The sequence below is a fragment of the Thermotoga sp. Cell2 genome (assembly GCF_000789375.1).
Classification (GTDB): Bacteria; Thermotogota; Thermotogae; order Thermotogales; family Thermotogaceae; genus Thermotoga; species Thermotoga petrophila.
Genome location: NZ_CP003409.1, coordinates 219,047 through 233,961 on the forward strand (window position 1 = coordinate 219,047; position 14,915 = coordinate 233,961).

General features: G+C 46.7%; 20 protein-coding genes. 9 read left to right on the forward strand and 11 right to left on the reverse strand.

Annotated elements, in window-relative coordinates; all coding sequences use genetic code 11:
• The first annotated feature begins 5 nt into the window (after positions 1-5).
• Complete coding sequence (locus CELL2_RS01135; protein WP_012896017.1) at positions 6-683, forward strand: ABC transporter ATP-binding protein; 678 nt, start codon at positions 6-8, stop codon at positions 681-683.
• Here the strand turns inward: CELL2_RS01135 and CELL2_RS01140 are convergent.
• Positions 647-1,600: a protein-L-isoaspartate O-methyltransferase gene (locus CELL2_RS01140; protein WP_004081036.1), complete on the reverse strand. Its 954-nt coding sequence runs from the start codon at positions 1,598-1,600 to the stop codon at positions 647-649. The two genes, CELL2_RS01135 and CELL2_RS01140, sit on opposite strands and share 37 nt — an antisense overlap.
• 42 nt (positions 1,601-1,642) lie before the next feature.
• Between CELL2_RS01140 and CELL2_RS01145 the strand changes: the two genes are divergently transcribed.
• Genes CELL2_RS01145 through CELL2_RS01180 form a run of 8 tightly spaced genes read left to right on the forward strand, consistent with a single transcriptional unit; the run spans position 1,643 to position 7,693 of the window.
• A complete protein-coding gene (locus tag CELL2_RS01145) occupies positions 1,643-2,869 on the forward strand; it encodes a competence/damage-inducible protein A (protein ID WP_004081038.1) in 1,227 nt (408 codons plus the stop codon).
• Positions 2,866-4,881: a chemotaxis protein CheA gene (gene cheA / locus CELL2_RS01150; RefSeq protein WP_038033816.1), complete on the forward strand. Its 2,016-nt coding sequence runs from the start codon at positions 2,866-2,868 to the stop codon at positions 4,879-4,881. Before CELL2_RS01145 ends, cheA begins: the two co-directional genes overlap by 4 nt.
• Positions 4,882-4,886: 5 nt before the next feature.
• Positions 4,887-5,342: a chemotaxis protein CheW gene (gene cheW, locus CELL2_RS01155; protein ID WP_010865187.1), complete on the forward strand. Its 456-nt coding sequence runs from the start codon at positions 4,887-4,889 to the stop codon at positions 5,340-5,342.
• Between the two features lie 3 nt (positions 5,343-5,345).
• Positions 5,346-5,708: a chemotaxis protein CheY gene (gene cheY / locus CELL2_RS01160; protein ID WP_004081049.1), complete on the forward strand. Its 363-nt coding sequence runs from the start codon at positions 5,346-5,348 to the stop codon at positions 5,706-5,708.
• Positions 5,709-5,714: 6 nt separating this feature from the next.
• Positions 5,715-6,008: a flagellar biosynthetic protein FliO gene (locus CELL2_RS01165; RefSeq protein WP_012310404.1), complete on the forward strand. Its 294-nt coding sequence runs from the start codon at positions 5,715-5,717 to the stop codon at positions 6,006-6,008.
• Positions 6,005-6,754 carry a flagellar type III secretion system pore protein FliP gene (gene fliP / locus CELL2_RS01170; protein ID WP_011942906.1) on the forward strand — a complete coding sequence of 250 codons (750 nt, stop codon included), beginning with the start codon at positions 6,005-6,007 and terminating at the stop codon, positions 6,752-6,754. Before CELL2_RS01165 ends, fliP begins: the two co-directional genes overlap by 4 nt.
• A gap of 6 nt (positions 6,755-6,760) precedes the next feature.
• Positions 6,761-7,027, forward strand: coding sequence for a flagellar biosynthesis protein FliQ (gene fliQ, locus CELL2_RS01175; protein ID WP_004081052.1), 267 nt, complete (start codon positions 6,761-6,763; stop codon positions 7,025-7,027).
• Positions 7,028-7,039: 12 nt separating this feature from the next.
• Positions 7,040-7,693: a YSC84-related protein gene (locus tag CELL2_RS01180; RefSeq protein WP_004081057.1), complete on the forward strand. Its 654-nt coding sequence runs from the start codon at positions 7,040-7,042 to the stop codon at positions 7,691-7,693.
• A 17-nt stretch (positions 7,694-7,710) separates the two neighbouring features.
• Here CELL2_RS01180 and clpP read toward each other — a convergent pair whose 3' ends face one another.
• The 10 genes from clpP to CELL2_RS01230 are packed head-to-tail and all read right to left on the reverse strand — an operon-like array spanning position 7,711 to position 14,915.
• Positions 7,711-8,322, reverse strand: a complete 612-nt coding sequence (gene clpP / locus CELL2_RS01185) for an ATP-dependent Clp endopeptidase proteolytic subunit ClpP (RefSeq protein ID WP_004081059.1) — start codon at positions 8,320-8,322, stop codon at positions 7,711-7,713.
• Positions 8,294-9,571 (reverse strand): trigger factor, encoded by a 1,278-nt coding sequence (gene tig / locus CELL2_RS01190; protein ID WP_011942908.1) that lies wholly within the window; start codon positions 9,569-9,571, stop codon positions 8,294-8,296. Before tig ends, clpP begins: the two co-directional genes overlap by 29 nt.
• Before the next feature lie 26 nt (positions 9,572-9,597).
• Positions 9,598-9,870 carry a flagellar protein FliT gene (locus tag CELL2_RS01195; RefSeq protein ID WP_004081063.1) on the reverse strand — a complete coding sequence of 91 codons (273 nt, stop codon included), beginning with the start codon at positions 9,868-9,870 and terminating at the stop codon, positions 9,598-9,600.
• Positions 9,871-9,875: 5 nt separating this feature from the next.
• Positions 9,876-10,385, reverse strand: a complete 510-nt coding sequence (locus CELL2_RS01200; protein ID WP_004081065.1) for a holo-[acyl-carrier-protein] synthase — start codon at positions 10,383-10,385, stop codon at positions 9,876-9,878.
• The gene (locus CELL2_RS01205; RefSeq protein WP_004081068.1) at positions 10,382-11,032 is read right to left on the reverse strand and encodes a tRNA1(Val) (adenine(37)-N6)-methyltransferase; all 651 of its coding nucleotides are present in this window, start codon (positions 11,030-11,032) and stop codon (positions 10,382-10,384) included. Before CELL2_RS01205 ends, CELL2_RS01200 begins: the two co-directional genes overlap by 4 nt.
• Complete coding sequence (locus CELL2_RS01210) at positions 11,029-11,478, reverse strand: GatB/YqeY domain-containing protein (RefSeq protein ID WP_038033813.1); 450 nt, start codon at positions 11,476-11,478, stop codon at positions 11,029-11,031. Before CELL2_RS01210 ends, CELL2_RS01205 begins: the two co-directional genes overlap by 4 nt.
• Positions 11,479-11,524: 46 nt before the next feature.
• Positions 11,525-12,256 (reverse strand): triose-phosphate isomerase, encoded by a 732-nt coding sequence (gene tpiA, locus CELL2_RS01215; RefSeq protein WP_038033811.1) that lies wholly within the window; start codon positions 12,254-12,256, stop codon positions 11,525-11,527.
• Positions 12,257-12,288: 32 nt separating this feature from the next.
• Positions 12,289-13,488: a phosphoglycerate kinase gene (pgk, locus tag CELL2_RS01220; RefSeq protein WP_038033810.1), complete on the reverse strand. Its 1,200-nt coding sequence runs from the start codon at positions 13,486-13,488 to the stop codon at positions 12,289-12,291.
• A gap of 52 nt (positions 13,489-13,540) precedes the next feature.
• Positions 13,541-14,542, reverse strand: coding sequence for a type I glyceraldehyde-3-phosphate dehydrogenase (gene gap / locus CELL2_RS01225; RefSeq protein ID WP_011942915.1), 1,002 nt, complete (start codon positions 14,540-14,542; stop codon positions 13,541-13,543).
• 16 nt (positions 14,543-14,558) lie between these two features.
• Positions 14,559-14,915 carry a YbaB/EbfC family nucleoid-associated protein gene (locus CELL2_RS01230; protein ID WP_011942916.1) on the reverse strand — a complete coding sequence of 119 codons (357 nt, stop codon included), beginning with the start codon at positions 14,913-14,915 and terminating at the stop codon, positions 14,559-14,561.

Below are 14,915 nucleotides of genomic sequence, written 5' to 3' on the forward strand. Positions count from 1 at the left end.
AGGCTTTGATCGAGGTTCACAATCTGTGGAAGGAATACAATGGGAAAGAGAAAGTAACAGCCTTGAAGGGTATAAATCTAAGAATAAACACGGGAGAGTTTGTTGTGATACTGGGCCCCTCCGGTTCTGGAAAGACAACGCTTCTGAATTGTCTTTCTGGTGTGGATCGCCCTACAAGGGGAACTGTGATAATCCATGGAACAGACCTGTACACGCTCTCAGAAGAGGAAAGAACGAGGTTCAGAGCGGAAAACATGGGGTTTGTGTTCCAGTTCTTCAATCTCGTTCCTGTCCTCACCGCCATTGAAAATGTGGAACTACCTCTGCTCATTCTGGGTGTGAACAGAAAAGAGGCAAGAGAACGAGCCTTCGAAATCTTGGGGAAAGTGGGGCTGGCTCACAAGTGCGACAGGTTCCCCGAAGAACTCTCCGGAGGGGAAAAACAGCGTGTCGCCATCGCGAGGGCCATCGTCCACAATCCAAAAGTCATATGGGCAGATGAACCCACCGGTGCTCTGGACAACGAGACGGGGAGAATGATCATAGATCTTCTGATGGAAATGAAGGAGAATTCCACACTGGTGGTCGTGACTCACGATGAAAGAATAGCAGAGAAAGCGGACCGGGTTATAAGAATAAGAGACGGTCAAATAGAACAGGATATATGTGAAAAAGCGTTGTAACCCACATGAAGCATGAGATACTCGAAGCTCCTGTAGCCGCAGCTTTCCCACTGAGTTAAAAGGTTCTCTATCTCTGGAGCGTCCCCGTAGATTCTCATCCTGTCATCGAGAAACTCTACCACGCCGTTTGGCCCAGCGTAGTAGAACGTTCCATCAATCTCTGTGAGTCTCCTGGTGAGGAGATCCACCAGCTCCACGAAGATATGAGAACGTACGAGTAAGATCTCTCTGTTGAATGGAAATTCTCTCAAAAGCTTTCTGTTCCTCTCGAGAAGATTTCCGAGATTGCCCCCTGCCGTTATGAACCTGGTTTCCAGTTTGTAGTTTCCCACAAGATACGGATCCTTTTTTTTGAACAGGAAAGCGGGCTGTCTTCTTGAAAGTTTCAAATTGATAGGTACTATCACCCTCCCACCTTCTTTGAGTTGAGTGAACCACGTCTCCGGCACCTCATCCACACCGACTGTTACGAAGATAACATCGTACGGGGAAAACTCCGGAACACCGTAGTATCCATCGCCACAGACAAAAATAACGTTCTCTATTCCAAGGCGTTCCACGTTCCTTTTCGCGATCTCGCAGATTTTCCTCGAATATTCCACGGAGACCACAAGGCCTTTCTCACCCACAACTCTGCTCATCACGGCAGCGTTGTAACCCGTTCCTCCGCCTATTTCGAGGACTCTCATTCCTTTGTCCAGACCCACCCACTCCATAAACAGCGCCATCAAAGAGGGCTGACTGGAAGTGCTGTATTCTTCTCCATCATCGTAGGAAACCAGAACGATATCCTCGTAAACGTAAGAGAGTGGGTAGGACTTCGTCAGGAACTCCTCACGGGGTATTTCCAGAAAAGCCTTCGCGATGTGATCGCTCACACCGTACTTTTTAAGAATCCAAAAGAGCTTTTCTCTCATAACATCCCCCTGTGTGTTATCATATCACTGAGGAGGGATCGTATGAAGAAAGCAGCGATCATCACTATCGGAAGTGAACTGCTGGAAGGTTTGATACTCAACAAAAACGCACAGTTTCTCTGCCAGGAATTGAAGAATCTGGGATATAGAGTTGTCAAGGTATCAACGGTAGGAGATGATTTGATCTCCATCTCAGAAGAAGTGAAAACCCTCCTTCTCAAGGTCGATCTACTCATCCTCACAGGAGGACTCGGCCCCACACAGGACGATCTCACCCGGGATGCAGTCGCAAAAGTGCTGAACAGGAGTCTCAAACTCAATGAAGAACTCCTCTCGAAGATAAAAGAGAAGATAAAAAAATACCATTCTGAAATACCGCAGAACATTGAAAGACAGGCTTTAGTAATAGACGGTGCCGAAGTTCTGGACAACCCTGTGGGAAGTGCTCCAGGACAACTCCTCACTGTGGATGGGAAAATCGTGATTCTCCTGCCGGGACCTCCCAGAGAGCTGATCCCCATGTTCAACGCACTGAAAGATCGATTGAGAACTCCAGATGCCCTGTATCAGGTTGTTTTGAAATACTACAGCATTCCCGAAGCCGTTCTCGAAGATCTTTTGAAAGATATTCTTTACTCCCAGAACATAGTGGAAGTAGCCACCATGGCCGATCATGTAGAAGGAGTACGACTCAGATTGACCACCCATATGAAGAACAAAGAATATCTGGACGAGATGGTGAAAAAGATTCTCGATAAGACTGGCGAACACCTCTACGGTGTAAACGACGAAAAGATGGAAGAAGTCGTGGTTAGACTCCTGAAAGACAGGAAAAAAACGCTCGCCGTTGCAGAATCCTGCACGGGTGGCATGCTCTCATCTTTGGTGGTGAACGTGCCGGGGGCTTCAGAGGTTTTCATAGGAGGTGTGGTAGCCTACAGCAACGATCTGAAAAAACACATCCTCGGTGTTAGAGAGGACACTCTCAAAAAACACGGTGCGGTGAGCGAAGAATGTGTACAGGAGATGACGGAGGGGCTAAAAAAACTCACCGGTGCAGATATCTGCGTCTCTATCTCCGGAATAGCAGGCCCATCAGGTGGTACTCCGGAGAAACCCGTAGGTACAGTTTTCATAGATATCTTTGAACATGAACACATTACTATGAGGTATAATTTTACAGGCGATCGAAACATGATAAGAACCAGATCCGCTATGATGGCCCTGGAAAACCTCAGAAAATACTTGAAGGGGCGTGAAAGAGTATGATGGAAGAATATCTCGGAGTGTTTGTCGATGAGACAAAAGAATACCTTCAAAATCTGAACGATACCCTCCTCGAATTGGAGAAAAATCCCGAAGATATGGAACTCATAAACGAAGCGTTCAGGGCTCTTCATACCCTGAAAGGAATGGCAGGTACAATGGGGTTTTCCAGTATGGCGAAGCTCTGCCATACCTTAGAAAACATCCTCGATAAAGCCAGAAACAGCGAGATAAAGATAACTTCCGATCTCCTCGATAAGATCTTCGCGGGGGTCGATATGATAACCAGAATGGTTGATAAGATCGTCTCCGAGGGAAGTGACGACATCGGAGAAAACATAGACGTGTTCTCCGACACCATAAAAAGCTTTGCATCATCGGGAAAAGAGAAGCCTTCAGAAATCAAAAATGAAACGGAAACAAAGGGTGAGGAAGAACACAAAGGAGAATCAACAAGCAATGAAGAAGTCGTAGTTCTTCCTGAAGAAGTTGCCCACGTTCTTCAGGAAGCGAGAAACAAGGGTTTCAAAACGTTTTATATTAAAGTGATTCTCAAAGAAGGAACGCAGTTGAAATCCGCCAGGATTTACCTCGTTTTCCACAAGCTTGAAGAACTGAAGTGTGAAGTTGTGAGAACGATTCCTTCGGTTGAAGAGATAGAAGAAGAGAAATTCGAAAACGAAGTGGAACTCTTCGTAATCTCCCCTGTGGATCTGGAGAAACTCTCTGAAGCTCTGTCAAGCATCGCCGATATAGAGAGGGTAATAATAAAAGAAGTAACCGCCGTCACCGAAGAATCAGGGGCTGAGAAAAGAACCGAGAAAGAAGAGAAAACTGAAAAAACTGAGGAAAAGACTGAAAGAAAAAAGGTTATTTCGCAAACAGTCAGGGTAGATATAGAGAAACTGGACAATTTGATGGATTTGATGGGAGAACTGGTCATCGCAAGGAGCAGAATACTGGAAACGCTCAAGAAATACAACATAAAAGAACTGGATGAGAGTTTGTCTCATCTCAGCAGGATCACCTTAGACCTTCAGAATGTTGTGATGAAGATCAGAATGGTTCCCATCTCCTTTGTTTTCAACAGATTCCCTCGAATGGTGAGAGACCTTGCCAAAAAGATGAACAAAGAAGTGAATTTCATCATGAGAGGAGAAGACACAGAGCTCGACAGAACGTTCGTTGAAGAAATTGGCGAACCCCTGCTCCATCTCCTGAGAAACGCCATCGACCACGGTATAGAACCCAAAGAAGAACGAATAGCCAAAGGAAAACCCCCCATTGGAACACTCATTCTCTCGGCACGTCACGAGGGAAACAACGTGGTAATAGAAGTCGAAGATGACGGAAGGGGTATAGACAAGGAAAAGATCATCAGAAAAGCCATAGAAAAGGGACTCATAGATGAATCAAAGGCCGCTACCCTTTCTGATCAGGAGATTCTGAACTTCCTCTTCGTTCCGGGATTCTCCACAAAGGAAAAAGTCTCAGAAGTCTCCGGAAGAGGCGTGGGAATGGATGTCGTGAAAAATGTGGTGGAATCTTTGAATGGTAGCATAAGCATAGAAAGCGAGAAAGATAAAGGAACAAAAGTTACGATAAGACTACCGCTCACTCTGGCCATCATTCAGGCGCTCCTCGTCAAAGTCAACAATCTCGTCTACGCGATTCCGATAGCGAACATAGACACAATACTCAGCATTTCAAAAGAGGATATTCAAAGAGTTCAGGACAGAGATGTGATAGTCATAAGAGGAGAAGTGATACCCGTTTACCGCCTATGGGAAGTGCTTCAAATAGAGCACAAAGAAGAACTGGAGGAGATGGAAGCGGTTATTGTGAGGGTAGGAAACAGGAAGTACGGTATCGTCGTAGACGATCTTCTCGGTCAGGACGATATCGTGATAAAATCTCTTGGAAAGGTGTTCTCTGAGGTGAAGGAATTCAGCGGAGCAGCTATTCTCGGTGATGGTAGTATAGCGCTGATAATCAACGTCTCCGGCATTGTATAACGGGGGTGAAAACATTGGCGGATGCTTTGAAAGAGTTCGAAGTTCTATCTTTCGAAATAGATGAACAGGCACTGGCTTTTGATGTCGACAACATAGAAATGGTGATTGAGAAATCCGATATAACACCTGTGCCAAAATCAAGACACTTCGTAGAGGGTGTGATCAATCTAAGAGGAAGAATCATTCCTGTGGTGAACCTTGCGAAGATTCTGGGTATTTCATTCGACGAGCAAAAGATGAAGAGTATAATTGTCGCCAGAACGAAGGATGTAGAAGTGGGATTTCTTGTTGATAGAGTCCTGGGAGTCCTGAGAATAACCGAGAATCAGCTCGATTTGACAAATGTGTCCGATAAATTCGGTAAAAAATCAAAGGGTCTTGTAAAAACCGACGGAAGGCTCATCATCTATCTGGATATCGACAAGATAATCGAAGAAATAACCGTTAAGGAGGGTGTGTAAAAGATGGGAAAGAGAGTTTTGATAGTCGATGATGCAGCGTTCATGAGGATGATGTTGAAAGATATCATCACAAAAGCGGGATACGAAGTTGCAGGGGAAGCAACAAACGGTCGTGAAGCCGTTGAAAAATACAAGGAACTCAAACCGGACATCGTCACGATGGACATCACCATGCCGGAGATGAACGGTATCGATGCGATCAAAGAGATCATGAAGATCGACCCCAACGCAAAGATCATCGTCTGCAGTGCCATGGGACAGCAGGCAATGGTCATAGAAGCTATAAAAGCTGGAGCGAAAGACTTCATTGTGAAACCCTTCCAGCCTTCCAGGGTGGTAGAGGCTCTCAACAAGGTTTCGAAGTGAAATCCCATGAGTGGGATTCTGCAGTTTCTTCTGGCTTTCGGAATAGTTCTCTTCTTTCTTCTTCTGGTTTACTATTTTGTGAAGCGGGGAACCTTCATTCAAAAGGGATCCAGCATTTCCGTTCTGGAGAGACACTACCTGGATAGGAAAACTTTCATCGCCATTGTCAGGGTAATCGATGAATACTTCGTCATTTTGGTAACAGATTCCGGTGCCACCGTCATAAAGAAACTGGAGGACTACGAAGAAAAATCTTTTTCCAGTATGTTCTTCAAAAAGCTGGGGAGAAAAATTAAATGAGAAAGCTTCTTCTGATTCTTTTGATCTTTCTTCCCCTTTTGTATTTTTCTCAGGAAATACCTTTTCCTTCGATATCCATAGGTGTAAGACCTGCCGAAGAACCAGAGGACCTCGTCGTTACTCTCGAGATCCTTCTCGTACTCACCGTTCTGGCACTTGCACCCTCCATCCTCGTTCTCTTCACCTCATTCACACGCATAATCGTTGTCTTTTCACTCTTCAGAAACGCTCTTGGAACGCGTCAAACTCCTCCTAACCAGGTTATGATAGGTCTTGCCCTTTTTCTCACATTTCTCATCATGCAGCCCGTCTGGAACGATATCTACAACAATGCCATAACGCCGTATTTGAACAAAGAAATAGGCTATCAGGAGATGTTTCAACGGGTAAACACCCGTATAAGAGAGTTCATGATCAACGAACTGAAGAATCACCACAACGAGGATAACGTTTTCATGCTCGCGAAAAACTCCGGCATTGAAATCGCAAAAATCGAAGAAGCACCGAATGCCGTTCTGATACCAGCCTTTGTTCTGGGAGAACTGGAAGTTGCCTTCAAAATGGGAGTTGTTCTTTACGTGCCTTTCATAGTGATAGACATGATAGTGGCCAGCATACTGTTAGCGATGGGAATGATCATGATACCTCCGGTTTTCGTTTCTCTGCCGTTCAAAATTCTCATTTTCGTCATGGCAAACGGCTGGGATCTGCTTGTAGAAGGGCTGATAAAGAGTTTTGCGAGGTGATTTGCCGTGACCATTGAGGTCTTTCTGGATATAATGAAAAGCGGAATAAGTCTTCTGCTGGAGATCATCGTACCACCCCTCGTTGTGAGTCTCATCGTGGGGCTTGTGATCAGCATCTTTCAGGCCGTCACTCAAATCCATGAGCAGACGCTGATGTTCGCTCCAAGAATAATTGTGCTGTTTCTCACGATCCTGTTTCTGAGCGGCTGGATGGCGCAGAAAATCCTCGACTTCTTCAGTGAAATGCTTCAGAAGTACTTCCAGATGATCTGAGGAGGTGATGAGGTGAAACAATTCCTCGTTGCTTTAACGATCCTCACATCTTCGCTGTTTTCTTTCGCAAGTGCGCTTGATATAATCGATGAATCGTTCCTCGCACTGAAAGAGTTTCTCGATCAACCGGACAGCGGTGCGTTTCTCTCACTTCTCGAGAGGGCCAGGGGCATATTCATCGTGCCCAAATACCTGAAACTCGGCTGGGTACTGGGAGGGCAGTACGGCCAGGGAGTGCTTTTGAAAAGAGACCCAGAGACGAACACCTGGTACGGCCCTCTGTTTGTGAAAATGTACGGATTGAGCTTCGGTCCGCAGATAGGATTTCAATCAGTTTCTCTCATAGCCGTCATCATGGAAAATGTCGATGCCTTCGCCGAAGGAAACATCACCCTGGGAGGATCACTGAGCGTCGCGGCGGGACCTCTTGGAAGAAGACTCAGCGCCGATTACAATCTTGACGCTTCCGTCTATTCGTATTCAATAGCACGTGGGTTCTACGCGGGTTTTTCCTTAGAAGGGGCAAAGATAGACGTCGACTTAGATCTCACAAGGGAGTACTACAACGTGTACAGAATCGAACCTGAAGAAATACTGAGAAGAGAAGTCTCGGGAAGGGCAGAAAAGATCGTAAACCTTCTGAACGAAAAATTGACAGAAGAATAGGGCACCTTCCGGTGCCCTTACTCTCTTGTGCTGACGACTTTATCGACTATCCCGTACTCTTTCGCTTCTTCTGCACTCATGAAGAAATCTCTGTCTGTGTCTTTTTCTATCTTTTCAATCGGCTGTCCCGTGTGTTTACTCAGAATTCTGTTGAGAAGATCTTTTATTCTCAGAAGCTCTCTCGTGATGATCTCCACATCCTTGGCAGGTCCCTCAGCACCACCGAGCGGCTGGTGTATCATTATTCGAGCGTTCGGAAGCGCGTACCTTTTTCCCTTTGCACCGGCTGCGAGGAGCACAGCCGCCATGGAAGCCGCCTGTCCTACACATATGGTTGAGACATCACACTTTATGTACTGCATCGTATCGTAGATAGCGAGTCCCGCCGTCACAGAACCTCCGGGGGAGTTTATGTAGAGGTAGACGTCTTTATCCGGATCCTCCGCCTCAAGAAACAGAAGTTGAGCTATGACCAGGTTTGCAACATAGTCGTCTATGGGGGATCCGAGGAAAACTATTCTGTCCTTTAGGAGCCTCGAGAAGATGTCGTAGGCTCTCTCGTACCTTCCCGTAGACTCAACGACTATGGGAACGTATTGATCAATTATCTTCTTTTCCTTCACTGTCATCACCCTCTCCTTTTGGTTCAACCACTTTCACCTTGACTTCCTGAAGTAACAGATCGAGCACTTTTCTTTTCAGAATAGCCCATCTCAATTCTTCTCTGAGGTCCTGCCGTGCTTTGACAAGGCTCTTAGCACGATCAGGAGAGATTCCCCAGAAAGGAGCGAGTTCCTCCGCTTCTTTCTCGAGTTCCTCATCGTTCACGCTGATCCCCTTCTCCTGTGCGAGAACCTCTATCACTCTGTCTCTCTTTATGTCATCCAGAATTCTCTCCTTCAGTTCTTCTCTGAATTTCTCCTCGCTCTCATACGAACTCACGATCTGTTCGTACCTTCCTTCTCTCTTCAACCTGTTGATCGCTTCGTTAACGAGTATCTCCAGAGTCCTATCAGATATCTCGATCTCCACAATTTCAGGGAGTTTCTCAAGAAGTTGCTCTCTCATGCTCTCTTTCATTTCCACATCGTAGATCTCTTTTCCCTCTTTCTTCAGAGATTCTTTCAGCTGTTCCAGTGTTTCGAATTCGTTGTTCACTGACTTTGCAAGTTCATCACCGATCTCTGGAAGGGTGCGTTTGTACACTTCTTCCACTTCGAGCTTGTATGTGTACTTCTTTCCCTCGTACTCCCTCTCAATTTCCACAACGTCGCCTTTCTTCTTTCCCACGAGGTCTTTCACAAAGGGTCTGTCTTCGTCCTCACTTATCACGTATTCGTATTCACGAGAGGTGAGTTTTTTTTCCTCCTCGTTGTACACTTCCATGTTCACTCTCACGAGATCTCCCGCTTCAGCGGGTCCTTCTTTGGGCTCGAGGAGAGCGTGACTTTCTCTGAGATCCTCTATTCTCCTTTCCACGTATTTTTCCAGGACCTTTTCCTCGTCCACTTTTTCCACTTCTATCTTCGAAATGTCACCTATTCTCACTTCCGGTTCTTCATGAACCTCCACCACCACTCTGGCAGTGACGTCCTTCAGTTCTCTTTCGGTCACTATAGGAGACAAAATGAGCTTTCTGTCTTTGAGCGTGTCTGGTATGAGGTCCATGAGAAAGTCGAGCGTGTACTCCTGAAATTCTTCACCGAGCTTCATCTTCAGGACATTCTTTGGGATTCGTCCTTTTCTGAATCCTGGAATCTCCACTCTCTGGTTCAAGTACCTGACCGCTTTGTCCTCGGCCTGCGCGATCTCTTCTGCTCCAAAAACGTACTCCAGCACAACTCGGTTTTTGTCTCTTTCAAGCTCCTTCACTTCCATTACTGTTCATCCCTCCTGTCGTGTTTTTATCCTCTCCCTAAGGTATCTCCTCTGGTCCATATGTTCTTTTGAAGAGACGATCTGGCTTCTCTGATAACATTGATCTCCTGAAAAAGCGCTGTCTTTCTCTTTTCGATGATTTCCAATCTTTTTCTGTCCTTTTCAAGGATCTCAGACAGTTTGTCCTTTGGGAGTCCTTCCATCAACTCTTTCCTTTTATTCAAAAGAGAAAGAAGCGTTTCATAGTCTTCCTTCTCAATCGCTTCGTCTATTTTTCTTTCTATCTCATCGATGTTCATTTCTCTCACTCTCCGATGAGGATGTTACCATACCTCACAAGCCTGCAACCCGAGCTTTCCAGCAGTTTCTTCAAAGTAAACGGTGGGAGTGAAGTCTCTATCTCCCACCCTTCGACTGACCTTTCAAGGACTTCGAACCTTTTCCTCAAAAAGCTTTCGTCACCTTCTACAATGATATCACCTTTTCTTTTTTCGAGAACAACAAGAGCCACAGCGAATCTATCGTGAGAAAGTGAAACATGAGCGTAGTTGAAGAAGCCGAAATCCTTATGAACGCACAGAACTGGTTTCCCGTTGCTTTCCAGAAATTCCACATCCGTGAAGCTGTGCCCATTCAAACCCGTTCCCAGAGCCTTGAAAAAAGCTTCCTTTAGAGCGAATCTCCCTGCAATGAATTCCCTCCTGCGCTTTCTCGTCAGGAACAGTCTCTTCTCTGATTCACCAAGGATTCTTTCTGCGAATTTTTCCGGAACTCTTTCTACCTCCAGAACATCAATACCCACACCGACTATCATGAGAGAATCACCGGAGGATCTACAATCAATCCCCTTTTTCCGTTTTTCCTCAATCTCAAAAGAACAAGAGTTGCAGCCTTTTCAATTTTACCATGGACAAAACACATTCTCTTGGGCTCCAGTCTGAAAGACACAAACATTTCCAGCCACTCCATGAGGTTCTCCGGTGAGAGAACGTAGACGGCCGTTCCTCCATTTTTCAAAAAACGAAACGTCGCCTGGACGAATCCTTCTATGTCTCTCCTTTCGATGCTCCGGGTAGAAGCTCTCAAGCGGTTGGGGCTCTTAACCTTTGTGTGATGAGGAGGATTCGAAACAACCATATCGAAAGATTCCGGAGGAAAGGAAAGTTCTTCCACAGAGGAGTTCACGAAAGAGACTCTTTCTTCGAGTTTGTTCAACGAGATACCTTCGAGTGCTTTTTCGTACAGCTCCTTTTCTTTTTCCACTCCGACCACTTTCACGTTGTAGAGCTTTGCGAGGGCAAAACTCACCGTTCCCACACCGCTTCCAAGTTCAAGAACGCTTCTGACGTTCTTAGACGGCCTCGTGTACCACACAAGAAGAGAAGAAGCGTGAGTGGGTCTGTGCTGAGGTCCCGCGTCCACTATTTCGACACACCTGATGATATCGGGGTCGAACTTCATAACGATTCCAGAATCTCTCTGACCATCTTGTTCACAAGTTTTCCATCCGCTCTTCCCTTCACCTTTGGCATCACTACCTTCATGACCTTTCCCAGATCCTTTGGGGAAGACGCACCCACCTCGTTTATCGCTTCCATGATGATCCCTCTGATTTCGTCCTCCGAAAGCTGTTTTGGAAGGTACGACTCTATGATTTCCAGTTCCTTTCTTTCCGCCTCCGCGAGTTCTTCTCTACCGTGCTTTTCGTACTCCTCTATAGCTTCTCTTCTTTTCTTGGCTTCCCTCATCAATGCTTCCGTTACTTCTTCATCCGTGGCTTCCTTCATCTTCTCCACTTCCAGGTTCTTCAAGGTTGTGAGTATCATACGAAGGGTGTTCACCCTCACCATGTCCTTGTTTTTCATTGCTTCTTTCAGATCTGACATTAGTTTCTCCTTTAGAGACATGTCCGAATACCTCCTCCCAAAAATCGAGACCCCGCGGGGCGGGGCCTCAGGAAATCACACCTCTCATTATTCGTGCAAGTTCTATGAAAGACTCTTTGAGACTCGCTCCTCCAACGAGACCGCCATCTATATCTTTCTGAACAATGAGACCGAGGAAATTGTCCGGTTTTATGCTTCCACCATAGAGAATCCTTATCGATTCAGCCGTTTCCCCATCGTACATCTCCGAGAGCAGCTTTCTTATGAACGCGTGTACTTCCTGTGCTTGCTGTGGTGTCGCCACCCTTCCTGTTCCAATTGCCCAGACTGGCTCGTAAGCTATTACCACTTTCTGTGCTTCCTCTTTGTCAAGACCGTAGAAACCTTCTCTCACCTGCTTTTCCACAACACAGAAAGTGAGTCCTTTCTCTCTTTCCTCGAGCGTTTCTCCAACGCAGAGAATGGGAGTCATGCCTTTTTCAAGCACCGCTCTCACTTTCTTGTTTATGAGCTCGTCGTCTTCTTTGAAGATGTGCCTTCTCTCGGAATGCCCGATGATAACGTACTCAACGCCGATCTCTTTCAACATGAGAGGAGAAATCTCTCCGGTGAAAGCTCCCTGATCTTCGTAGAAAACGTTCTGAGCTCCCAATTTGATGTTTCTACCAGAGAGTATTTCCCCCACTTCAGATAGAGCTGTGAACGGAGGACAGACCACTATTTCAAACTCTCTCACATCGTGGAGCTCGTTCACGAGCAGCGACACAAACTTTTTCGCTTCCGCGATCGTTTTGTGCATCTTCCAGTTTCCAGCGAGGATCAGCTTACGTGTTATTTTTTTTTATCCGCGATGCTGGCGATGCCAGGAAGTTCTTTTCCTTCAAGGAATTCGAGAGAAGCCCCTCCACCCGTTGAAACGTGGGAGAATCTGTCTTCCAGACCGAACTTGTTCACCGCCGCTGCGCTGTCTCCTCCACCCACAACGGTGATCGCTCCCTTTTCCGTGAGCGCCGCAATTGCAAGTGCGACCTGCTTTGTACCCTCAGCGAAATCGTCTATCTCGAAGACTCCCATAGGCCCGTTCCAGACAACGGTTTTGGCATCGGAGAGCTTCTGCTTGAAGAGTTCTACTGTCTCAGGTCCGATGTCGAGTCCCATCCATCCTTCGGGTATTCCGTCGTCGATTCTGACAACCTTCTTTTCCACACCGGGCTCTATCTTCTGAGCAATGACAGTATCGACGGGAAGAACGATCTCAACACCTTTTTCTTTCGCTTTTTCGAGGAGTTCTTTTGCAAGGTCGATCTTGTCTTCTTCAACCCTGGACGATCCAATCTCTTTGCCAAGAGCCTTCAGGAAGGTGAACATCATGGCTCCACCTACGAGAATTCTGTCGGCTTTTTCCATGAGGTTCGTGATGACGCCGATCTTGTCAGATACCTTTGCCCCTCCAAGAACCACAACGTACGGTTTTTCTGGATTGTAAGTCACTTTGGAAAGGAACTTTATCTCTTTTTCCATAAGGAATCCCGCTACGCTGGGAATGAACTGCGCAATCCCAACGTTGGAAGCGTGCGCCCTGTGCGCTGTTCCAAAGGCATCGTTCACGTGGATATCGGCGAGGCTAGCCCAGAACTTTGCAAGTTCAGGATCGTTCTTGGTCTCTCCCGGATGAAATCTGGTGTTTTCAAGGAGGAGAACTTCTCCCTCTTTGAGCTCTTCAACGGCCTTTTTCACCTCGTCACCGACAACTGCGGGGACAAACTTCACTTCTTTTCCAAGAAGCTCGGAGAGCCTCTTGGCGACAGGTGCGAGGCTGAACTCCGGCGAAGGTTCTCCCTTGGGCCTTCCAAGATGGGACAGGAGTATCACCTTTGCACCCTGTTCGAGAGCGTACTTTATCGTTGGAAGGGCGGCTCTTATTCTCGTGTCGTCCTGAACGACTCCATCCTTCACTGGAACATTGAAGTCCACTCTCATTATGACTCTTTTGCCTTTCAGATCAACGTCCTTTATGGTCATTTTTTCCATGTTCGCACCCCCTCTTTTGAGTCTGAGAAGGGCGGGGAAACCCGCCCGTTCTTCACATCTTGAGGAGCAGTTCGAGTGTATCGACAACTCTGTTGCTGTATCCGTACTCGTTGTCGTACCAGGAAGCCACTTTCACGAGTTTTCCACCGATAACGTTGGTGAGTGTGGCATCGAAGATACCAGAAAACGTCGTTCCGATGATGTCGCTGCTCACAATGGGTTCATCGTTGTATCCGATGATTCCCTTGAGTCTTCCTTCTGTGGCTTCTTTCATGACGGCGTTGACTTCTTCAATCGTGGTTTCTCTTTCGACCAGTACTGTGAGATCGGTGATGGATCCGTCGGGAGTTGGGACTCTGAGAGCGAGACCATCGAGTTTACCCTTCACTTCAGGAACAACGAGTGCAACTGCTTTTGCGGCACCCGTGGTTGTCGGGATGATGTTCACCGCAGCTGCTCTTGCTCTTCTCAGATCTTTGTGAGGCAGATCGAGCACTCTCTGGTCGTTCGTGTAAGAGTGAACGGTCGTGAGCATTCCGCTGACGATTCCGAACTTCTCATGGAGCACCTTCACGATGGGGGCGATGGAATTGGTTGTACAGGACGCACAGGAGATGATGGTGTGTTCGGGTTTCAGCTGATCTTCGTTACAACCGATAACAACGGTGATGTCTTCTCCCTTAGCGGGCGCTGTGATGATGACTTTCTTCGCTCCAGCCTGCAGGTGAAGTTCTGCCTTTTCTCTGTTTCTGAAGACACCGGTGGATTCGATCACGAAGTCAACACCGAGGTCTTTCCAGGGAAGTTTCGAAGGATCGGGTTCCGCGAAGACCTTGATCTCTTTTCCGTCGATGATCAGAGAGTTCTCGGTGTACTCGACTTTACCGGGGAACTTCTTGTGAACGGAGTCGTACTTCAGAAGGTATGCGAGGGTCTTGGTGTCTGTCAAATCGTTGATGGCCACTACTTCGATATCGGGGTTCTTTCTTTCGTAGATGATCCTGTAGACAATCCTTCCTATCCTACCGAAACCGTTAATAGCCACTCTTGCCATGCTCTTTCCCTCCTTCTCACATCAATCCTGGTATTCCAAATTGCTGAGTTATTTTGCTCATCTCCTCTTCACGGCGTTTCTCGATCTTTTCCATGACTTCGTTCATTCCCGCTATCAGAAGATCCTTCAACGTATCGAAGTCTTCTTTCAGATCCTCGTCTATTTCTATATCCTTGACTCTCCTATCACAGGTTGCAACGATTCTGACGGCTCCTCCACCAACGGAAGCCTCGACCTCTATCTGCGAAAAGCTCTCTTCGAGTTCCTGGATTTTTTTCTGGAGCTCCTCCTGCATTTTGGCGAAGTCCTTCAAAAGCTTTTCCTGCTTTCCCCCACCCAGGTTCTTTCCTCCGAAGCTTTTGATCTTTTTCAA

Bases quoted from the DNA above. Each gene is read 5' to 3' on its own strand.
- CELL2_RS01140 (WP_004081036.1), bottom strand. From the start codon at position 1,600: ATGAGAGAAAAGCTCTTTTGGATTCTTAAAAAGTACGGTGTGAGCGAT.
- CELL2_RS01145 (WP_004081038.1), top strand. From the start codon at position 1,643: ATGAAGAAAGCAGCGATCATCACTATCGGAAGTGAACTGCTGGAAGGT.
- cheA (WP_038033816.1), top strand. From the start codon at position 2,866: ATGATGGAAGAATATCTCGGAGTGTTTGTCGATGAGACAAAAGAATAC.
- cheY (WP_004081049.1), top strand. From the start codon at position 5,346: ATGGGAAAGAGAGTTTTGATAGTCGATGATGCAGCGTTCATGAGGATG.
- CELL2_RS01165 (WP_012310404.1), top strand. From the start codon at position 5,715: ATGAGTGGGATTCTGCAGTTTCTTCTGGCTTTCGGAATAGTTCTCTTC.
- fliP (WP_011942906.1), top strand. From the start codon at position 6,005: ATGAGAAAGCTTCTTCTGATTCTTTTGATCTTTCTTCCCCTTTTGTAT.
- clpP (WP_004081059.1), bottom strand. From the start codon at position 8,322: ATGACAGTGAAGGAAAAGAAGATAATTGATCAATACGTTCCCATAGTC.
- tig (WP_011942908.1), bottom strand. From the start codon at position 9,571: ATGGAAGTGAAGGAGCTTGAAAGAGACAAAAACCGAGTTGTGCTGGAG.
- CELL2_RS01195 (WP_004081063.1), bottom strand. From the start codon at position 9,870: ATGAACATCGATGAGATAGAAAGAAAAATAGACGAAGCGATTGAGAAG.
- CELL2_RS01200 (WP_004081065.1), bottom strand. From the start codon at position 10,385: ATGATAGTCGGTGTGGGTATTGATGTTCTGGAGGTAGAAAGAGTTCCG.
- CELL2_RS01205 (WP_004081068.1), bottom strand. From the start codon at position 11,032: ATGAAGTTCGACCCCGATATCATCAGGTGTGTCGAAATAGTGGACGCG.
- CELL2_RS01210 (WP_038033813.1), bottom strand. From the start codon at position 11,478: ATGTCTCTAAAGGAGAAACTAATGTCAGATCTGAAAGAAGCAATGAAA.
- tpiA (WP_038033811.1), bottom strand. From the start codon at position 12,256: ATGCACAAAACGATCGCGGAAGCGAAAAAGTTTGTGTCGCTGCTCGTG.
- pgk (WP_038033810.1), bottom strand. From the start codon at position 13,488: ATGGAAAAAATGACCATAAAGGACGTTGATCTGAAAGGCAAAAGAGTC.
- gap (WP_011942915.1), bottom strand. From the start codon at position 14,542: ATGGCAAGAGTGGCTATTAACGGTTTCGGTAGGATAGGAAGGATTGTC.